Below are 19930 nucleotides of genomic sequence, written 5' to 3'. Positions count from 1 at the left end.
TCAGAAATCTCCCCGCCCCCGACTGGACGGTCTTCTGCGACGCAGGAGACCGTCCAGTTCGATCAGAGCTCGCCACCGCCACAACAGGACGCTGTAGACGGCTGCAGCAAGAACCAAGGTGATCACGGAGCCGATCGGACCGCCTCCCGCGGACTTGACCAGCCACGGCAGGACGCCGAAGAGAGTGGCGGCTGAGAACATGGTGAGCACTGAAGACCGGCCGAACGGATGAATCCCGATTCCGATCTTCGCCTGCACGAGCGGAATCAGATTGTTCGCGCAGATCGCTGCGACCCAGGCCACGGCCGCCCCGACAATACCCAGCTGCGGGATCAGCCAGATGTTCAGAGCCAGGTTGACGGCCAACGCGAACCAGGCGTTGTACATGGTCCAGGTGGACTTCCCCGCCATCAGAAGAACTGCATCCACTGCGCCGCATGCCGTGGCGACCAGCATCGCCGCTGACAGCAACTGCAACAGAATCGCACCGCGCGAGTAGTCGTCACCGAATACGAGCATCAACGTAGGCGCTTCGAGGATGAACGTGAGGTACAGGGGCCACGTGGCGAGCACCACCCAGCTCGTCGAGACTCGATACAGGTCCTGCAACTGCGATCGTTCACGTCGTGACGCGAGCGCGCTGATCCGGGGCTGCACCGCCGTTCCGATGGCCGCAGCCGTGAGCTGGCCGAAGATGAGAAAGCGTGTGGCTGCGGCATATACAGCCGCTTCCGCCGGGCCCAGCCAGAGTCCGACGAGGACGATGTCGACGCGTTGGATCGCCACCTGAGCGATCTGGCCGAGCGAACGAGGTCCGGTGAACGCCCAGTATTCACGAAACATGGACGCTTCTGGAACCCAGCTCTGGCGAAAGGTCTGGTCTGAAGGCATCGAGGATTTCCGTACGAGCTTCAGCAGCCAGGGGATCGAAATGCCGGCAACGGCGGCGAATGCCAGGACTCGCGTCCAGATCAGCTCCGGACCGCCTGTCATGCCGACGCTCCATAGAACGATCAGTGCGAGGAGCTGAATCGTCGGATTCACGAACTTGTCGGCGACGACCGTCGTTCGCATCACACCGAAGCCTCGAGTGGCGCCGAGCGTGCTATCCGCGATGATGGCCGCGACGGCGCCGAGGCACAGGATCAGGATGACAGTACCGGCGGCATCGACGTTGCGCCCGAATATGGCGTTTCCCAGCTGTTCCCGGAAGATGACGGCGAGGGTCAGGGCGATTGCGCAGAAACCCAGCAGCGGGCTGCTGCCCGCAACGAGGACCTTCCGCAGGGCGTTCGTTCGTCCAAGGCTCCGATACCGCGAGATGAAGTACACGTTCCCGACGGGGACACCGAGTTCAAGCATCGAGACCGCGATAAGCAAGACCGATATCGCGGCGAAGTACACACCGGCGTCCTCCGGCGTGGCGATTCGCGTGACGATTGCCGTTGTGGCGAATGAAGCCACGCCCGCGTATCCCGCTCCGATCAGATTGGCAAGACCGCCCCTCGCGACATCTCGGGTGCCCGTTGCGCGTCTCGGGGATGTCGTGACCATCTCGCGGTCACCGTCTCCACGAGGGCGCTCGCCCCCACCATTGGCTCAGACGCTGATCCGTCTCCTCGAACCGCGCGAGCAGGTCTTCACGGAGGTGGCCGTCGAGCGGGTTGCGCTCGCGCGCATTGTGCCGCTCGAACTTGATGCCGGAATGCGGGGTGAGTGAAAGGAATCGAAGGATGTCAGCGAAGGTCGACTCGGGATCGGTGAAGAACTCGTGCGAATCGACGAGGTGCAGATGGTCCCGACCGACCGCGGCCTCCAGCGCCTGGATCTGCTCGATGTACCTGCCGCGCGACACATACGCATGGTGCTGCAAAGAGAAACTGACGTAGGAGGGGTCCTCGATCATTCGCTCGCGCTCGCCCGCGATGCGCTGCTGTTCGAGTTCGATGGCCGTGATGAAGTCCTCGTCCTCAAACCCCCGTGCCTTCTCGTGGCTGTGCGCCGAGTACGCTCGCGTCACGGGGTCGCGCATCAAGAGGATGAGACGCACTCCGGGAAGCGCCTCGGCGATTCGCTGAGGCGCCAGCGGGTGAAACCCGTAGAACGGGCTCGATTCGCCGGTGATGGGTGCGGGACCGGCGAGACGCTTGAGTCGAGAGGTCAGGCGGAGAGGGAAATGCCCGCGGTACCAATTGAAAGTGTGATCGAAATGGGTATCGAAGTAGTGCACCCCCTTGAGGGCGAAAGGACGGGCGACCGACCGATGCTGCGCGAGCGTCTTGAAGAGCGAGGTCGTGCCACAGCGTTGGCCGCCGACGATGAGAAAGGAGGGCAGCATACGCAGAGGGGCTGTGGCAGATGCCGTTGAATCAATCGCCTTCAGTGCGAGCGGACGTAGGCGCATCAGCGCGTCTTTGGGCATCATCGATACTCCTTGCCGTCGCATCACTGCGACTCCCCAGTGGCCCACGACTTCCCATGCCGTGCGGTCGAATGCAGTCTAGCGGGACGACGGACTAGTCTGTGAGACGCATACCGCGACGAGCGGCGACTGCACGAGATTGCGTTTCGAATCGGACGGCGATAATGGCAGACAGGCTTCACCCCTCTCGATCATTCCCACAGGGTATGCCTGCGGTGCTGTACATCGGTGGTTTCGGCCGGTCTGGCTCCACTCTTCTCGAGCGCGTCCTCGAGGCACAGCCGACCGTGGTATCGCTCGGTGAGATGGTTCACCTGTGGACTCGAGGTCTCCGCGAGAATGAGCTGTGCGAGTGCGGCAGTCGGTTCTACGACTGCTCATTCTGGAGCGCGGTCGGCGAACGGGCATTCGGGGGCTGGTCTGCTGTCGACACCGACAAGGTGCTCGGCCTGCTCGACGCCGTTGACAGGCAGCGGCGCGTTTTCAAGACGGTCCTTCCTGTGCGCCGGCGGACTCGGCAGCAGATCCTGGAGTACACCGGCTACTACCGCGCGGTCTACGCGGCGGCGGCGTCGGTGACGGGGGCAGCCGTCGTTGTCGATTCGTCCAAGCACGCATCACTCGCGCTCGCACTCGTCAAAGATCCGCGGGTGGATCTGCGTCTGCTTCATCTCGTCCGCGACAGCGTCGCGGTCGCTTACTCCTGGTCGCGAGAAGTGGCGCGGCCGGAAACTGCTGAGGCAGGAGAGATGATGACTCGGTATTCCTCCTTCTGGGCCTCGATGCTGTGGATGTCGAACAACCTCCTCGTGCAATTGGCGCGTCTGAGTGACCGCCCGGTGCAACGCCTCCGCTACGAGGACTTCGTCAAGGCCCCGAACGACATTCTGCGCAGGGTGTGGGGCGCATTAGCGCTTCCCGGGCATTATTCCCCGGATCTCTCGGCCCCTGGTGGAATCGATATACCTGCAGGACACTCGATCGGCGGTAATCCGATGCGCTTCCGCAAAGAGCCGTTGGTGATCAAGTCTGACGAGGTATGGCGCACTCGGATGAATCCTCGCCAACGTCGGGCGGTGAAGGTCCTCACCGCCCCTGTGCGGTACTGGTTGGGCTACTCCCGAAGTTGATCGGCTGAGCACCCGTCTCAGCGACCTGCATTCACACGAGCTCTTCGAGCGCAGGAAGCAGCCACCGCCCCAGGGGGCCGTTCGGCGCGCCGGCGGCCTCCTGCCGATCGGCCAGGAATGTGCACCCGCGATGCAGAAGATACGTTGCGAGGATGGCCTCGCGCTCGTGCGGATGGGAAACCCCGGTGATGATCTCGGCTAGATGTCGGCGGGCACTGCGCAAGCCGGTGGCCGCGTCGCCCCGGTAGGAAGCCACGTGGAAGTGCAGAGCATCCCACCCGGCAGGACGGTTCTCCGCGAAGCGCTCCCAGTCCCAGACCGCGATCGCATCGTCGTCGCGCGCGGCCATGTTCCAGGGCGTCCAGTCGCCATGGCACGCCCCATGCCGAAGAGTCACGCGACCGAACTTGTCCTGAAGACGGGCAGCGGCGCTCATCAGGCGCTCCGCATCGCTGTCACCTCGCTTCGTCTCGAGCGAGGAAAGAGCGTTCGTCCACCACGGCGCGTCGGCGACGGAGCTGTCGTAGGACGGGAATGCCCCAACCAGAGACTCGCTGGCGCGACGCCGCCTCGTGAGCGATGGTTCGGCGGGAGGGCCGTCGTGCACAGGGCTCATGATCAGGTAGTCGAGGTCGTCCCAGGTTCCGGAGTCGATGACTTCAGGTACGACCACACCCTGCAGGCGACGAGAGGAGAGTTCTGACAGCGAGGCGGTCTCGGCGCGTACCCGCGCGCAGGTCAGGGCGTTCACACCCAGCTTCACATAGGCCAGCGAAGTGCCTGTGCGATCCATGATGTGCATCACAGGTTTGCGGTTCGCTCGAGGCGGGCCGAGATGAACACTGAATGCCCCGCCGCTGGGGAATCGTTGGAGCACGTGCTCCACGAATGTGCCAGGCCCCCCGAGCGTCACGCGTCTGGGCAGCGCGCTCGCAGCGCCCAACCGGAATGCACCGGACACGACTGCGGCAGAGAGACGACTGAGAGCAGACGAGGAGACCTTATATCCGCGGATGGCTCTTGCACTCGACACGGTCGGGCTCAGCGGCACGAGGAATCGCGCGGTCTCAGAGGATGCCAGGGGAATCGCCGCATGCGTGCCGCGGCGCCGAGACGCTCCGCGCTCCTGCGCCGGTGCCGCGAATGCGTGATCGGCGCGGCCGAGGCCTAAGCCGACGTCGCTCATCTGCGTGCCCTCGCATACTTGGGATTCATCTCTTCGTTCCGGGATGTCCGAGTCGGCCTCTGGCTTCGCTCGCTGTGTGTCGCGGGCGCCTTGGCGGTCGTCACCTTGACTGCGCCCAAGACATCGATCCCGAGACGGTCGAAACGCTCGAGAGCCGCGTTGAGGCGCGCTCGCTTGGTGCGATCCGAGGTGAGGATGAGAAGGACGGAGTCCGAGGCGAGAAGAGCGGCATCTCCTTCCGCCGAGCCGGCGGAAGCCGCCGCGATCACGACGAAGTCGAAGTCCTCATGAAGGCTGTTCACGATTGCGCGGAAGGCGGGGCTGGCGGTCAGGTCTCGGGCGCCGGCAGTATCGAGGCCGGCCGTCAGCACGTTCACGCCTCGCGTTTCGACCAGGAACTCGCGGGCTGCAGCAACTTCTCCCGCTGAATCAGCCAGACCCCGGTGTCGGCCGATGCCGAGCGGGTCTTGGCTGGGAGCGGAACTCATATCGGCGGCGATGAGAGCGACACTGAACTCGGCCTCCGCGAGCACGACAGCCAGATTGCTCGCGATTCCCCAGGAGGACTCGTCCTCGACGCCCGCGACGGCGAGGATGTGCGGCGCGGGTCCGTTCGCCACGACCGCGGCGCGCAGCCGGCGGTATGCCTCGTGCTCCGTCCCATCATCCGCGGTGTCTTTGACCAGGGTGCTACCCGGTGAAGGCACGGTCGAGAAAACGGCGACATCCATTTCCGCTGCGGCGTTTGTGTCCCGTACGAGGTCTCGCCGCCACTCCCGGAGAAGAGCGAATGCGATCCCCGCCAGCATTCCGAGCGCAGCCGCCGCCACGAAGTAGACCCATTCGGGAAGCTCATTCGCGCCGGCGGGTTCGACAGCCGGCGCGATGATCGATCCAGGCGCGGTGTTGAGGGCTTCGGCTGCGCTACGCGAAGTGCTCAGCTGCGCGAGTCGGTCCGTGTAGAGCTGGACCTCCTGAGAGGCGAAAGAGCCTGTCCCGGCACTTGCGGCCTCAGACGTCGCCCGTCGCAGATTCGCTTCGGCCGCGTCGATCTGCGTCTGGAGTGCTTCCAGTTGTGAGTTCTGCGTGCTCGTGGCGCGTTCTTCTCGAAAGGCGAGATAACCCTCGGCGAACGCCTGCGCCGCTTCCTGTGCCTGCTTCGCGGTGCGGGAAGTGAACGAGATCTCGAGCATCTGCGTGTTGGTGGGTATCGTCACCTCGAGGCGTTCGCGCCCGTCCGGTGCAAGCCGCCCGAGCGTATCGGCCACGATGTCACGCACCGCCGAGGTGCGGACCAGCTCTGCTTCTGTGGACATGGCAACAGTGGTCTGCGTACCGCTCCCCGACGCTGCTTCGGCGGTGAGCGGGTTGCCGGGCGCAGGCGCAAGCAGCACGACAGCCGAAGAGGTGTAGGTGTAGGGAAGGTTCACCACATAGAGAGCCGCGAATCCGAGAGCAAGCGCGGTGCAGACGATGATCGACGTGATGTGGTGCCGCAGCGCAGAACGCAAAGAGGGTAGGTCGCGACCAGACCGAGATTCAGCCTCCACACATTCCCCCAGTCGTATCGCGGATAACAATACATAGTGCCCACAGGCAGGTCAAAAACCTGGCAGTCAGCGCCGACTGTTCGGGTATGCTCAGGGCCATCAGGGGATCAAAGGGGATGATTTCCGCCTTTCTTGAAGGGATGAGTGGTCCAGTATGGGGCTGGCTACGATCGATCCGACGCGACTGGTCTTCATCGGTGGGCTGCATCGCAGCGGAACCACCGCTCTCGGCCGGATTCTCGCCGATCACCCCGCCATCTCGGGGTTCGAGGGCACGGGGGCGAAGGAAGACGAGGGGCAACACCTTCAGCAGAGTTACCTGCCGGCTGCGGCGCACGGTGGACCCGGGCGGTTCGCTCGGCGCAGGCGAGCGCATCTGACGGAAGATCTCGGCGATCCGGCGCTGGCTCGGGAGAGCCTTTTAGAAGCGTGGACTCCGCATTGGGATCTTTCGCGACCTCTGCTGGTCGAGAAGTCGCCACCGAACCTGATCATGGGCAGATACCTGCAGGCGGTGTTCCCCGGCTGCAGTCTGATCATGATTCTGCGTCATCCTGTCGTGGTCGCCCTTTCGACGAAGAAGTGGGCGAAGCGGCAGAGCCTCGAGCGACTTGTCGAGCACTGGTTCATCGCACACGACATCCTGCGAGCGGACAGCGAGCACCTCGACCGTCTGCATCTGGTCCACTACGAGCATCTGATCGACCAGCCCGACCAGACACTCCGGACGATCGCGGAGTTCATCGGAGTCGACACCCCGCTTGCCGCGGACAGGGTTCAGTCCACGCGATCAGATTCGTACCTCGATCGCTGGCGAGACATGGCGGATGGCTCACCTCTCGACCGATTGGCCTATAGGCGGATCATCGCAAGATTCGGCGAGCGCGCAGCGGCATTCGGGTATGACATCGAGCATCCGGACAAGCCGCCTGCGTTGACGAACCGCACAAGATGATCCACCGCTTCCTGCGATCTCAGGACGCCGGCTGGCCGATCGCGCTGCTCTTCGTCGGGTTGCCCATCTGGTGGGTTCTGGGTGTGTGGCAGATCATGTTCTTCGTCATGGCGATACCGATGGCGGTGCACCTGATGAAGCAACGGCTGGTGCACATGCCACGCGGCTTCGGGATGTGGATGGTCTGGCTCTGCTGGCTCGCCATCGGGGTCCTGGTGATTCAGGTGGACGCGCCCGGGGCTGTCCCGGGAACGCAGATGAGCCGCTATCTCACCTTCGGCTACCGGTTCTGCTGGTACCTGATCATCACGATCGTGGCGCTGTACGTGGTCAACACTCGGCGGCTGGTGACGTCCGAGCGTTTGGCGCGAAGCATCGCCTGGCTGTTCGTGATGATGGTCGGCGGAGGGATGCTCGGTGTGCTCGTGCCCGAGCTGAGCCTTCCGTCCGCACTGCAGATGGTGCTCCCGTCCTCCGTGGCCAGCCAGCCGTTCGTCCACGATCTCGTGCATATCCAGACCGCGCAGGTTCAGAATTTCCTGGGCTACGACGAGGCGCGTCCGAGTGCTCCGTTCGCATATACCAACGAGTGGGGCCTGACGACTGCGGTCAGCTTGCCGTTCTTCGTCGCGTCATGGTCTCGGGGCAGCACCCTGAGGAAGACGGCCATGCTCGTCATCCTGGGGTTGGGACTGTTTACGATCGTGTCCTCGCTCAACCGGGGCATGTGGGCCGCGGTCGCCGCGATGGGGGCGTTCCTCGTCATCCGAGCCGCGAGCAGGGGGCACTTCAAGCTGCTCTTCTCGTCCGGGATGCTGCTGGCCGGGGTCGCCGCCGTCCTGATGTTCTCATCTCTCGGCGACCTGGTCCTTGCGCGCTTCGACAACCCCCACAGCAATGAGGGACGCACCAATCTGGGCTTGCTCTCGGTGAACAGCACGCTCGAAGGGTCGCCGCTGGTGGGCTTTGGCTCCACCCGAGACGTCGCAGGTAATTTCAAATCGATCGCGGGCGGTGCCACCGACGCATGTCCGAAATGCGAACCTCCGCCCCTGGGCACGCAGGGACAGCTGTGGCTTGTGATCTTCGGCGCTGGTCTGATCGGGCTCGCCCTGTATCTGGGCTTCATGCTTCGGCAGATCGTCCAGAACCTCAGGGCGACGAGCGCCGAGGGGACCGCAGCCTTGTGCGCGCTCATCGCCCTCCTCATCACGATGCCGGTGTACAACGCCGTAGGGGTCGGCCTCTACGTCGGGTTCATCGGCATCGGCCTACTGGCACGAGAGCATCCAGCGGAGCTTCCCGCCGTCAGCCAGGTGCTACGTCCGTTCCGGCAGCACGCCCTGACAGTGCTCGTGATCGCCATTGCTGGCGGCGCAGCGGGCCTGGGGGTGCATGTTCTCAGAGGCGCTCCGATCGAGGCCACGCAGCGCATCTTCGTGCCTGCTGCTGATCTTGTCGGTGTGCCCGGTGTCCGCACGCTTTCTCTCGATGGTGAGGCGCGGATCGCCACATCCGTGCCAGTGGTGCGAGCGGTCGCCGACGAGCTCGATCTTCCTGAGCAACACGTTCGAAGCGCGTTGAGCATTGGTGCCGAGAGCAATTCTCGAGTCCTGATTCTGCGCTACGCCGGCGCAGACGAACGAGATGCCATCCTGGGGGTCGAAACCGCTGCGGAGGAGTACCTGAGACTGCGGACGGAACTGATCGCGCAATCCAATGAGTCGGTCGTGGCCAGGTACAGTGCACGCGAAGAGGCCCTCGATGACGTCTATCGAGACATCAGCGAGTTGACCGAGACAGCGAGAGGTGAATCGCTGTGGGGCACCGTGACGAAGATCAGACGCGAGCGAGTAGAAGTGGCAGACGTGCTGCTCGGCACCAACGATCTTCCTGCCGGTCAGGTCATCAGCGCAGCGACACCGCGACGCACGAACTCCGAGCTGACCATCAGGGTGACAACGGGCCTGGGGCTTGGGGCGTTGGCTGGCCTGGCGCTGGTACTTGTCTACGATCGATACCTCGGTCGGATCGGCCTGAGGCCGGTATCCCGGTTGGGTATCGATATTCCCGTCGTCGCCAGTGTCTCTGCTGCTGACGTTCCACGCACGTTGGAAGCGGTGCGCGCGTACCTTCCGGTGGCCGGGGTCCTCGCTGATCCACTCAGCCCTCGCGCTCGCCGTATGGCGGGCGCACTTAACGCCCATCTGCGTGCGGGCGACCACAGAGGAGCGCGCGTTCTGCTGGTCATCGATCGTCGGTCCCGCACGGGAACGCTGCGTCGCGCTTATGAACGCCACCTCGCCAGTGGTGTGTACCCGGTCGGGCTGATCATGTGCACCGACAGTCGCAGCAGAGAGCCGAACGCGGACACTCGATCGCGGAGCAAGGCGTCATAGAGGAGAGAGCCATGAATAAGTACCCCTCGGTCAGCGTGGTGATTCCGGCTCACCAGAGACCCGTCGAGCTTCGGCGTGCGATCGACGCGGTGAGAGCCCAGCAGTATGAGGGCAGCATCAACACGATTGTCGTGTTCGATCGGGCTGAGCCAGACGAGACTCTTCGCAGAGACGGGGAACGCCCCGTCGAGATTCTTCGCAACGAGCGCACTCCCGGGCTCGCCGGTGCGCGCAATACGGGAATCCTCGCCAGCGGCGGGGAGCTTGTTGCCTTTTGCGATGACGATGACGTATGGATGCCGGACAAGCTCGCTGCGCAGGTGAAAGCACTGGCCCGATTTCCCGACGCGCCGATGGCCACTACTGCGATTCAAGTGGACTACGGAGATCGGTCGACAGTGCGGCTCGCCGGCACGGAGACGGTCACCCACGAGATGCTGCTCGGGTCGCGCATGTCGATGCTCCACTCCTCCAACTTCTTGTTCCGGCGGGCCGCGCTGATGGGCGAGCTCGGCTTGATCGACGAGGAGATCCCGGGCAGTCAAAACGAAGACTGGGACATCCTGCTGCGAAGCTCTGCGCTGCATCCCATCGTTCACACCGACCAACCGCTCGTGCGAGTTCTGTGGGGCAAGACCTCGTACTTCTCGCGCCGGTGGGACACGAAGATCGCGAGCTCGATATGGATGCTCGAGAATCACCCGGACGTCGCGGCGCATCGCGTCGGCGCGTCGAGGCTCCAGGGACAGATCGCGTTCGGTTACGCGAGCGAGGGAAAGCGCGATAAGGCCTGGAGCTGGGCTCGTCGCGCCCTGCGCACCAACCCCGGCCAATGGCGTGCGTGGGTTGCCATTCCTGTGGCGATCGTGCCGCGCTCAGGTGATCTTGTGTTGAATGTGCTCCATCGCTGGGGACGCGGAATCTAAGGTGAGGGCGCAGGGTATTGCTAACGAGGCATCCGCTCGGGCACACTTAACGCGTTCTCCTCTACGACTGGGGTAAGAGGAAGCAACGAAGCTGGGGAGCTTGCAATGGAATATGGGGAGTCCGTTGTGTCCGCGAGGCCGATGAGGCGTCGCGGCATCATGGCGATCATCGTGACGGCGGCGTTCATAACTGCAGAACTCTTGGCGCTGCCGGGAGGTCTGCAGGCGCAGGCCGCAGAGCAATCGCCCGTCGTCGCTCTGGCGGATCGGCCGGACATCATCACCGCACCCGCATCGCATGATCGCGTGGTCAGCCCGGTGCCGGTGAGCTGGACGCCGCAGATCCTGGATGGTCGCGTCCTCGACACCACTCAGGTGGGCGACATGGTTGTCGTGGCCGGGCAATTCAGCCAGGTTGCTCCCAGCAGCGGATCGCCGGTGCTGAATCGCAACAACGTAGTTGCGTTCAGCGCCGTGAACGGCGCCATCAATACGGCATTCGCCCCGAGCGTGAGCAACGGGCAGGTTCGCGCGGTGGAGCCCGGCCCCACCACCGACACCGTCTATCTCGCGGGCTCCTTCCAGGGCGTCAACGGCGTGACCAAGAAGGTCGTGCTGATGAACATCACGACCGGAGCGATCGTCTCGAGCTTCAACGCGCCCGCTATCAACGGTGCGGTCAACGACGTGCAGCGGGTGGGGTCCCGGCTCTACGTGGGCGGCGTCTTCACCGTGGTGGGCGGCCAGCCGTTCAACGGCTTGGTGGCGCTGAACGCGGTGACCGGCGCGCGCGAAAACTTTCTCTCTGTTGCCCTCACTGAGAATCAGAACTACACAGGACAACCCGGCCAGGCTCAGGCTCCCGTCGGCGCCAAGGCCCTCGCGGTGACGCCGCAGGGCGATCAGATGGCTGTCATCGGCAACTTCCGCAAGGCTGACGGCCTGGAACGGCGTCAGATGGCTCTCATCGATCTGACCGGTCCGACAGCGTCGGTACGAACGGACTGGAGGACAGACCGCTTCGCGCCGGCTTGTTTCTCCAACGCGTTCGACACATATGTGCGGAGCGTCGCTTCGTCTCCAGACGGCAGCTACTTCATGGTTGCTGCCACGGGTGGACCGAACCCCGGGACGCTCTGCGACACGGTGACACGGTGGAACGTCGCCAACTCGGGTCAGACCGTTCAGCCCGATTGGCTCGATGACACAGGTGGTGACACTCTGCTCAGCGTCGCCTCCAGCGGAGCGGCCGTGTACACGGGCGGTCACCAGCGGTGGATGAACAACGCGGGTGGGCGGGATTATCCCGCTCCGGGCGCGGTGCCGCGGCCGGGAATCGGCGCAGTCCGAATTGACAACGGTGTTCCTATCAGCTGGAACCCGGGACGAAGCCCCCGGGGAATCGGCGCGGAGAGTATTTTCGTGAGTTCGACCGGACTCTGGGTGGGCAGCGATACCGAGCAGATCGGCCATCACAAGTACCGCCGGCCGCGCATCGCGTTCTTCCCGGTGTCCACCGGCACCCCCCTTGGCGCGGATGACACCGGAGCGCTGCCGAGCAACGTCTACAAGGCGGACAATGCTCCCGTCGGCAACGTCGGTGATGTGCTCTATCGGGTCAACGCAGGTGGCCCCGCTCTGCCCGCGATCGATGGCGGCCCGGACTGGTCCGCGGACGACGGAGCCAGCAGCCCGTACCGCAGTCAGGGAAGCAACGCCGCGGGCTGGGAGCCTGTTCCCTCTGTGGACACAACCGTTCCCGGATCCACACCCTCTCAGCTCTTCGACAGTGAGCGTTGGGATCCGAGCGACGCAACAGAGATGGCATGGTCCTTCCCCGTGTTGAGCGGCCAGGAAGTCGTGGTGCGTCTCTACCTGTCCAACCGCTGCAGCTGCACCAGTGGGATCGGTCAGCGCGTCTTCGACGTGAACCTCGAAGGTTCGAAAGCCCTGGAGAACTACGACATCGTCGCCGACGTCGGGGACCAGACCGGCACGATGAAGTCGTTCACCGTCACATCTGACGGAAACATTGACCTCAGCTGGGTGCACAACATCGAAAACCCGCTGGTCAACGGCATCGAGATCCTCAAGAGCGTTGCTGCGAGCGAACCCGCGCCCGCGACCACCGGACTCTCGCGCGTGTGGTTCACGGGCGAAGCGGTCGACGAGCCCGTGGCGGTCGCACCCGCCGGTGACATCGACTGGGCGAACGTCCGGGGCGCGATGGTGATCGACGGCGTGCTCTACTACGGCACCTCCGACCGGCAGCTGATGCGTCGCACGTTCGACGGGCAGAATTACGGGGCGGCGACGGCGATCGATCCGTACAACGACCCGTATTGGAGCGACATCAACACCGGTTCCGGACAGACGTTCCGCGGCACGAAGCCGTCGTTCTACAACGACATTCCGAGTCTCGCCGGGCTCGCGTACTCTGACGGACGTCTGTACTACACGAAGGTGGGATCGAATAAGCTGTGGTCGCGCGGCTTCGCGCCCGACAGCGGCGTCGTCACTCAGGAGGTGCGTGACGCAGGCGCACTTGCCGGCGGCGGGCTGGGAGGAATCTTCTTCGACGAAGACTCGCAGCACCTTTACTTCGTCACCACCGGGGACGGAAACCTGTCGGTCGTCTCGTGGGCCGGCGGCGCAGCCACCGGTGCCCCGAGCGTGGTCAGCGGGCCCGCCGTCGACGGGGTGGACTGGAGGGCACGCGCGTTGTTCCTCGCGGAGGGGCCGCGAGCCGCGGCCAACAAGCCGCCGGTCGCCGTGCTCAACGCGAATTGCGAACGTTTGGAGTGTGCGTTCTCCGCCGCCGGATCCAGCGATGAAGACGGCTCGATCGTCTCGTATTCCTGGGACTTCGGCGACGGAGCGATGGCGGCGGATGCGTCGGCCGACCACACCTACGCTGAATCGGGCGACTACACCGTCAAGCTGACCGTCACGGACAACCGTGGAGCGAAGACTACAGAGTCGACCGACCTGGTAGTCGTCGAGAACGAAGCTCCAGTGGCGGTCATCGCAGACCCGGTCGTGTGCGACCGGCTGAGCTGCCAGTTCGACGGCTCGGGCTCCTCCGACGCAGACGATTCTGTGGCGTCCTATGAGTGGGACTTCGGAGATGACACAGAGCCAAGCACGGAGGCGGCGCCGGCGCACAGGTTCGGTGAAGCCGGGACATACACGGTGAGGCTCACGGTCACCGACGAGTTCGGCGCCACAGCCACCGCCAGCGTCGAGGTCGCGGCGTTGGCGAATCAGCCTCCGGTCGCCGTCATCGGCGAACCCAGCTGCGATGCGCTGTCATGTGAGTTCTCGGGTGCTGATTCCTCAGATCCCGACAGCGGAGACGCGGTGACCGCGTATTCATGGGACTTCGGTGACGGTTCGGCTACAGCGTCGGGGGTGACGGCTTCGCACACATTCGCTGCTGCCGGAACGTACACGGTGACACTGACCGTGACCGACGAATCTGGCGCGACGGGATCGACGACGCACGAGCTCGAAGTGGTCGTGTCATCGGGGCCGGTGACGACGGCGGCGCAGTTTGTGGGCAAGTCGGCGGTGATGCGTCAGCAGACGGCGTCGGCTGCGGTGTCTGTGCCGGATGGTGTGCAGGCCGGGGATCTTCTGGTGTTGTTCGTGACTGTCAACGATGCGACGGAGGGCACTGGTCCTGCGGGTGCAGGGGAGTGGACTCTGAAGAAGCGGGTGGTGTCGGGGCCGCTGGCGGTGTCGACGTTCACGAAGGTGGCTGATGGTTCGGAGGTGGGTCAGTCGGTGACGATGACGTGGCCGAGTTCGACGTTCCGTACGGACTTGACGATGGTGGCCTATCGCGGTGTCGGTGAGGGCGGCGTTGAGGTTCTGGAGTCGGCGACGGCGGCCAATGTCTCCTCGCACCGCACTCCGGCTGTGACTGTGCAAGGGGAGAAGAGAGTCGCGTTGTCGTTCTGGGCGGATCGTTCGTCGAGTACGACGGGATGGACGGCCCCCGCTGGCATAGAGGTGGTTTCGACCCAGGCTGGGACCGGTGGTGGGCGGGTGAGCAGTTTGTTGACCGCTGAGACCGTGGATGGCGGCACCTATGGTCCGTTGGTGGCCACGACCGATGCCACCAGCGCACGCGACGTCACCATGACCCTCCTCCTCGCGCCCACGGTGACTGAGGGAGGCGGTACGCCTGCGGATCTCAACAACCCACCGACCGCATCGATCGCACCACCGACATGCGATCTGCTGTCTTGCGCTCTCGACGGTTCGGCCTCAACGGATCCGGATGACGGTGATTCCATCGCTGCTTATTCGTGGAACCTCGGCGATGGTTCGGCCGCGAAGGCGGGAGCGACGGTCTCGCACACATATGCTGCTGCCGGAACGTACACCGTCACTCTGACCGTGACGGATCAATCCGGTGCGGAGGCGGAGACCTCGCGCTCTGTGAACGTGACCGACGGCTCGGGGCCGGTGACGACGGCGGCGCAGTTTGTGGGCAAGTCGGCGGTGATGCGTCAGCAGACGGCGTCGGCTGCGGTGTCTGTGCCGGATGGTGTGCAGGCCGGGGATCTTCTGGTGTTGTTCGTGACTGTCAACGATGCGACGGAGGGCACTGGTCCTGCGGGTGCAGGGGAGTGGACTCTGAAGAAGCGGGTGGTGTCGGGGCCGCTGGCGGTGTCGACGTTCACGAAGGTGGCTGATGGTTCGGAGGTGGGTCAGTCGGTGACGATGACGTGGCCGAGTTCGACGTTCCGTACGGACTTGACGATGGTGGCCTATCGCGGTGTCGGTGAGGGCGGCGTTGAGGTTCTGGAGTCGGCGACGGCGGCCAATGTCTCCTCGCACCGCACTCCGGCTGTGACTGTGCAAGGGGAGAAGAGAGTCGCGTTGTCGTTCTGGGCGGATCGTTCGTCGAGTACGACGGGATGGACGGCCCCCGCTGGCATAGAGGTGGTTTCGACCCAGGCTGGGACCGGTGGTGGGCGGGTGAGCAGTTTGTTGACCGCTGAGACCGTGGATGGCGGCACCTATGGTCCGTTGGTGGCCACGACCGATGCCACCAGCGCACGCGATGTCACCATGACCCTCCTACTCGCACCCACAGCCGGATGACGACATGAAGCGACAGGTGGATTCCCGGATATGGATCGCTGCGGTGCTGTCGGTCATGCTCGGCCTGACGGGGTGCACTGCGGACTTCGGAGCGGGCGCCGGAAACGGCACGCCTTCACCGGCGGCATCGACAGCGAGCGTGCCTGACCCTGACGATGTGCCCCCCGATACGACGGACTACTCCAAGGACGCAGGCAATGAGCCGCAGGCCTACGAGTACGAAGAAGAGCCGCCCCCGGCGGAATCCGTGGTGCATACGCTCTGCAACCTCAACCAGGTATATTTCGACGGGCTCCGCACGGTGAAGTCGGGCACCCCGATCGTCGACGACAAGCTGCGGAGGAGCGTGGTGGGGCTTACAGATCTCCTCGATTACTGGGACACGCTCCGCACGCAGTTCCCGGATGCCGCGGACGACATCGACGCAGGTATAGCTATCTCGCAGAAGTGGGATGAAGCATTGCTGAGTCGAGAAAACGGAGACGATGCGGCCGCCGACAAGGCGATGGCGTCGGCCGAGAAGCTGGTCGCGGAGTTGCCGAAGGAAGCCGCAGCGGACTGCGTGCAGTGAGGTGGGACACTAACCCGCCGCGGAAGGGTGGAAGTGAGATGACCGGCAGGCTGGGTATCGCAACCTGGGCGATCTACGGCGTGGTGGCCGTGCTGTTGATTGTCATCGTCAGTGGGGCGCTCTCGACGATGTTCCCTTCTGTCGCATCGACGCGAATCGCATACAACAGCGAGGGATATCTCTTCGCACTCGTGCTGGGGCTGTGGCTCCAGGTCGCGCTGCCCCGGGTCCCCGAGCGCAGGAGGTTCGCGCTCTCGGCGGCACATGGCGGGCTCTGGGCGATCATCGGTATAGCGCTCTTGCTCAGCGATCTGCCCTCCCGCATCCGCACTCTGAACGAAGCGGCGCTCGGCTTGGCGATCGTGCTTCCCTACGTTGCGCTGCGTCGCCCGCTGCCGCGCTGGGTGCCGTGGTCGTCGTCACTTCTTCTGATGGCGCTGACGGTGTGGGCGATCGTCTGGGCGCCGAGCTCCTGGGTGATCGACCAAGCCGAGACGTTCGGCTTCATCGTGCTTGCGGTGCTTACGTTTGACGTCTTCGACCGCCGGCTGATCGACGACACCGCGACGTCTTCTGCAGGTGTGCGCTGGGCTTGGTACGGCTTCATGATCTTGGAGCCGATTGTCGTGTCAGCCATCGGGACGGACGCCCGATCCGGTTCCGGGGCCGGTGCCGTGACGTTGCTGTATCTGGGCAGGATTCATGAGTCGTTCGTCGGCGTGCTCCTGGTGGTGGCACTGATGTATCTGAGCCGGGTAAGTCAGGCTCGGGCACGCACCGCAGACGGGCAGACGCGGCCCACGCCGCTTCTCGGCGGAGGGCGAACAGGGTAAGCCACACGTCATGCCAGAGCGACGTTCGCCTCCGGGCCGGCCGAGCTGCGCGGCCCAGGCGTTCAGTCAGGCCCAGGTGGGCGGCTTAAGGGACGGGAGACGCCGTCGGGACGCACCACGCGAACGGAGCACGCGCAGCTCCTCGAGAACTCGGCGCGTCGACGCTGCGACCTGCTCCTGCGGGTTCTCGTCGCTGGACCGGGTATGCGGCGCAGCAGCATCGAGCGCTTGGTCGAGAAGGTCGACGTGCAGCACGACTTTGCCCAGCCCGCGCTCGGACGCCCACCGGGCGAACCGCAACTGGTGATCGTCCACGTGCTCCCCATGCGCGGGGTCGCGGGGAAGTATAAGCGGCGCGAGTCCCGCCGCTCTCGCGGCCGCTATGGTCCCAGGCCCGCCGTGAGTCACGACGGCATCCATGCTGATCAGGGTTCGGTGCAGCTCATCGGGTGCGAGCATCTCCACCCCCCGGGCGATCCTCGGCGAAGCAGTCGCCCCGTGCTGCACCAGGACGTCCTCTTCCGGGTGAGCGGTCGCGCGCTGGTCAGCCCAGTCGCACAGGCGTGCGAACGGATGCACGTCCGTGCCCAGCAGGATCAGGACTCGCCGGCGTTCGTGCCGCACGTCGCCGTTCACAGCAGTGGCCCGATCGCGATCGTGTCTCGATACAGCGCACGCTGTTCATCCCATTGCACGAGCATCAGGTCGGCGAATGGACTGCACAGCCGCGCCGTGAGGGTCGGGCTGTCCACTCGGTCATACACCTCGATGTACACAGTGCGCGCACCGAACAGACGGCTCAGGACGAAGTACGGGAAGGCGACCGCGGCACCTGTGCTGATGATCACATCAGGTCGCCGCTCACGCAGCAGCCGCCAGGCGAGCCCGGCGTTGCGCAGAAGGTTCCGAACGCTGCGCGTGGTGGGGTGATAGGCCCAGACGACATCCTTCTCGTCTCGGAGCGCGCCGAGAGCGTCGCCTGTTCGAAACGTCACCCATGTGCGGTGCTCTGGGCTGAACAGCTGGGTCAAGGGCATCATCTGGGCGAGATGGCCCCCCGATGATCCCACGAAGAACACTCGCCCGGAGAGGACCTCATCGACGGGCGCAGGCTGCTCTTGCGGATGCTGCTGCAGGGGCGCTCGTTCCGCGCTCACGGGCCCTCGTCGGAACATCAGTATGCCCCGCTCGGGCGCACCATGACCTTGGCGGTGCGCCACATGATCTGCAGGTCGCTGATCACCGACCAGTTCTCGACGTAGCGCAGATCGAGGCGCACGCTCTCATCCCATGAGAGGTCGCTGCGGCCCGACACCTGCCATAGGCCGGTGATCCCGGGCTTGATGTACAGCCGGCGGAACACCCTGCCGTCGTACCCGGTGACTTCGCTGGGCAGTGGCGGGCGCGGTCCGACAACACTCATGTCGCCGATGAGGACGTTCCAGAACTGCGGGATCTCGTCGAGCGACAGCTTGCGCAGCAGGCGACCGACCCGCGTCACCCGAGGGTCATCTTTCATCTTGAATAGAAGACCGGCGCCTTCGTTCTGGTCGCGAAGGACGGCAAGCCGCTGCTCGGCATCCGTGCTCATCGAACGCAGCTTCACCATCTTGAAGAGTCGTCCGTCGCGGCCAACCCGCTCCTGCAAGAAGAACACAGGGCCGCGGGAGTCCAGCTTGATCAGCAGGGCCAGCACAGGCAGGGCGAGCGCGATCGGGACGAGCGCGCAGAGGGCTACTGCGATGTCGAGCGCCCGCTTGATCACGTGCTGGCCACCGGAGTAGGTGGGAATCTGCATGCGGATCAGGGGCAGACCGTCGAGCGCCTCGAACGAGAGTCGTGGACCCGCAACATCGGCGAGCCCGCTCGAGAGCACAAGTTCGGCCGCAGTGCCCTCAAGCTGCCAGCTGAGGCGCTTCACGAAGTCTGCATCGCCCTGAGGCCGGCTCGCGACGATGATCGTGTCCGCTCCCAGATCTCGCGCCACCGCACCGATGGTTCGGGAGTTGCCGAGCACGGGGTAGGCGCCGTCGCCGACGACGAGCTCCGAGGCATTTCCGTTGAGAAGGGTGACGCCCACGACTCGCAGACCCGAGCAAGGAGATCTGCCCAGACTTGAGATGACGTACTCGACGTCGTCGTGGTCGCCGACGACCAACGTGCGCGACGAAAAAGCACCCTGATTGCGCTGGTGAATCAACCAGCGACGCCACGACCACCGGCTCAGCATCAGCATTCCCAGCCCGAGGGGGAGGGCGACGAGCAGGAGCAGCTGCATTCCATGCAGGCTCATGAGCGCGTCACCAATGGCCGAAAAGCCGAATGCCAAGCCGGTGGCGTGCGCAACGCCACGGTATTCGACCACGCTGGGCCGGAACAGCGCAGCGTCGCGCGTGTGGGTGCCGCCTAGCAGCACCAGCCAGAGAGCGCACAGAAGGGTTGCGCGCAGGGCGGTGTCGACAGGGCTGGCGCCCAGCTGGATTTGGATGGCGGCGGTGACACCGACGGCGACACCGATGACTCCGACATCCGTGGAGTGAAGCAGCAGGCGGTAGTGCCGTTCCCACCGGCGCCGCTGCTCCAGTGTGGTGGTCGCGCGCGGGGCCACGATCAGATCGGGCACCGCGCGCAGAGCTCGTGGCTCGGTGATGACGCGAGCGTCGCCACCGCCGCGGGTGTACTCCAGGACTTCCTCTACAGAGGTCATCGCGAAGCTCCACGAGCCGATGATGTACGCAATCCCCAGTGCGACATGCTTCCCCAGACTTCCCCAGACCCGCCGCCGCAGACGGCGGGCGTTTCGATAGGCGCCGACCCCTCGGCGCTTTCCCCGCGACCCCAGA

14 protein-coding genes are annotated in these 19930 nt (G+C 64.6%); 7 read left to right on the top strand and 7 right to left on the bottom strand.

Annotated features, from left to right (window positions below; all coding sequences use genetic code 11):
* Window positions 1–1554, bottom strand: coding sequence for an MATE family efflux transporter (locus H9633_RS03310; RefSeq protein ID WP_191712084.1), 1554 nt, complete (start codon window positions 1552–1554; stop codon window positions 1–3).
* A 7-nt stretch (window positions 1555–1561) separates the two neighbouring features.
* Window positions 1562–2425: a sulfotransferase family protein gene (locus H9633_RS03305; RefSeq protein ID WP_225211038.1), complete on the bottom strand. Its 864-nt coding sequence runs from the start codon at window positions 2423–2425 to the stop codon at window positions 1562–1564.
* 203 nt (window positions 2426–2628) lie between these two features.
* Between H9633_RS03305 and H9633_RS03300 the strand changes: the two genes are divergently transcribed.
* Window positions 2629–3552: a sulfotransferase family protein gene (locus H9633_RS03300; protein WP_191712083.1), complete on the top strand. Its 924-nt coding sequence runs from the start codon at window positions 2629–2631 to the stop codon at window positions 3550–3552.
* Window positions 3553–3583: 31 nt separating this feature from the next.
* Here the strand turns inward: H9633_RS03300 and H9633_RS03295 are convergent, their stop codons facing one another.
* Together H9633_RS03295 and H9633_RS03290 are read right to left on the bottom strand one after the other, a co-directional pair.
* The gene (locus tag H9633_RS03295; protein ID WP_191712082.1) at window positions 3584–4357 is read right to left on the bottom strand and encodes a phosphotransferase; all 774 of its coding nucleotides are present in this window, start codon (window positions 4355–4357) and stop codon (window positions 3584–3586) included.
* A gap of 377 nt (window positions 4358–4734) precedes the next feature.
* Window positions 4735–6249 carry a Wzz/FepE/Etk N-terminal domain-containing protein gene (locus H9633_RS03290; RefSeq protein WP_191712081.1) on the bottom strand — a complete coding sequence of 505 codons (1515 nt, stop codon included), beginning with the start codon at window positions 6247–6249 and terminating at the stop codon, window positions 4735–4737.
* Window positions 6250–6442: 193 nt separating this feature from the next.
* On the opposite strand from H9633_RS03290, the gene H9633_RS03285 reads away from it, so the two are divergent.
* From H9633_RS03285 to H9633_RS03260, 6 genes are all read left to right on the top strand, one after another.
* Complete coding sequence (locus H9633_RS03285; protein ID WP_191712080.1) at window positions 6443–7243, top strand: sulfotransferase family protein; 801 nt, start codon at window positions 6443–6445, stop codon at window positions 7241–7243.
* Entirely contained in the window at window positions 7240–9642 is a 2403-nt protein-coding gene (locus H9633_RS03280; protein WP_191712079.1) for an O-antigen ligase family protein, read from the top strand. The genes H9633_RS03285 and H9633_RS03280 overlap by 4 nt, the downstream gene beginning before the upstream one ends.
* 11 nt (window positions 9643–9653) lie before the next feature.
* Window positions 9654–10568 (top strand): glycosyltransferase family 2 protein, encoded by a 915-nt coding sequence (locus tag H9633_RS03275; RefSeq protein ID WP_071641132.1) that lies wholly within the window; start codon window positions 9654–9656, stop codon window positions 10566–10568.
* Window positions 10569–10727: 159 nt separating this feature from the next.
* Window positions 10728–15683: a PKD domain-containing protein gene (locus H9633_RS13225; protein WP_191712078.1), complete on the top strand. Its 4956-nt coding sequence runs from the start codon at window positions 10728–10730 to the stop codon at window positions 15681–15683.
* A gap of 4 nt (window positions 15684–15687) precedes the next feature.
* Entirely contained in the window at window positions 15688–16254 is a 567-nt protein-coding gene (locus H9633_RS03265) for a hypothetical protein (protein ID WP_191712077.1), read from the top strand.
* Window positions 16255–16292: 38 nt separating this feature from the next.
* Window positions 16293–17087 (top strand): hypothetical protein, encoded by a 795-nt coding sequence (locus tag H9633_RS03260; RefSeq protein WP_191712076.1) that lies wholly within the window; start codon window positions 16293–16295, stop codon window positions 17085–17087.
* A gap of 66 nt (window positions 17088–17153) precedes the next feature.
* Here H9633_RS03260 and H9633_RS13220 read toward each other — a convergent pair whose 3' ends face one another.
* From H9633_RS13220 to H9633_RS03245, 3 genes are read right to left on the bottom strand one after another with little or no spacing between them, the layout of a single operon-like run.
* Window positions 17154–17711: a glycosyltransferase gene (locus H9633_RS13220; protein WP_191712075.1), complete on the bottom strand. Its 558-nt coding sequence runs from the start codon at window positions 17709–17711 to the stop codon at window positions 17154–17156.
* 8 nt (window positions 17712–17719) lie between these two features.
* Window positions 17720–18244 (bottom strand): UDP-N-acetylglucosamine--LPS N-acetylglucosamine transferase, encoded by a 525-nt coding sequence (locus tag H9633_RS03250; protein ID WP_318247180.1) that lies wholly within the window; start codon window positions 18242–18244, stop codon window positions 17720–17722.
* Between the two features lie 17 nt (window positions 18245–18261).
* Entirely contained in the window at window positions 18262–19794 is a 1533-nt protein-coding gene (locus H9633_RS03245; RefSeq protein ID WP_191712074.1) for a sugar transferase, read from the bottom strand.
* Window positions 19795–19930: the final 136 nt, after the last annotated feature.

Source organism: Microbacterium commune, from assembly GCF_014836945.1.
GTDB classification, from domain to species: Bacteria; Actinomycetota; Actinomycetes; order Actinomycetales; family Microbacteriaceae; genus Microbacterium; species Microbacterium commune.
The sequence above is the reverse complement of the archived record's forward strand: the minus strand, read 5'-3'. Positions and strand labels throughout refer to the sequence as shown.

Coding starts and splice junctions, on each gene's coding strand:
- H9633_RS03285 (WP_191712080.1), top strand. CDS start 6,443: ATGGGGCTGGCTACGATCGATCCGACGCGACTGGTCTTCATCGGTGGG.
- H9633_RS03310 (WP_191712084.1), bottom strand. CDS start 1,554: ATGGTCACGACATCCCCGAGACGCGCAACGGGCACCCGAGATGTCGCG.
- H9633_RS03260 (WP_191712076.1), top strand. CDS start 16,293: ATGACCGGCAGGCTGGGTATCGCAACCTGGGCGATCTACGGCGTGGTG.
- H9633_RS03245 (WP_191712074.1), bottom strand. CDS start 19,794: ATGACCTCTGTAGAGGAAGTCCTGGAGTACACCCGCGGCGGTGGCGAC.
- H9633_RS03265 (WP_191712077.1), top strand. CDS start 15,688: ATGAAGCGACAGGTGGATTCCCGGATATGGATCGCTGCGGTGCTGTCG.
- H9633_RS03280 (WP_191712079.1), top strand. CDS start 7,240: ATGATCCACCGCTTCCTGCGATCTCAGGACGCCGGCTGGCCGATCGCG.
- H9633_RS03300 (WP_191712083.1), top strand. CDS start 2,629: ATGCCTGCGGTGCTGTACATCGGTGGTTTCGGCCGGTCTGGCTCCACT.
- H9633_RS03275 (WP_071641132.1), top strand. CDS start 9,654: ATGAATAAGTACCCCTCGGTCAGCGTGGTGATTCCGGCTCACCAGAGA.
- H9633_RS13225 (WP_191712078.1), top strand. CDS start 10,728: ATGGCGATCATCGTGACGGCGGCGTTCATAACTGCAGAACTCTTGGCG.
- H9633_RS03305 (WP_225211038.1), bottom strand. CDS start 2,425: ATGATGCCCAAAGACGCGCTGATGCGCCTACGTCCGCTCGCACTGAAG.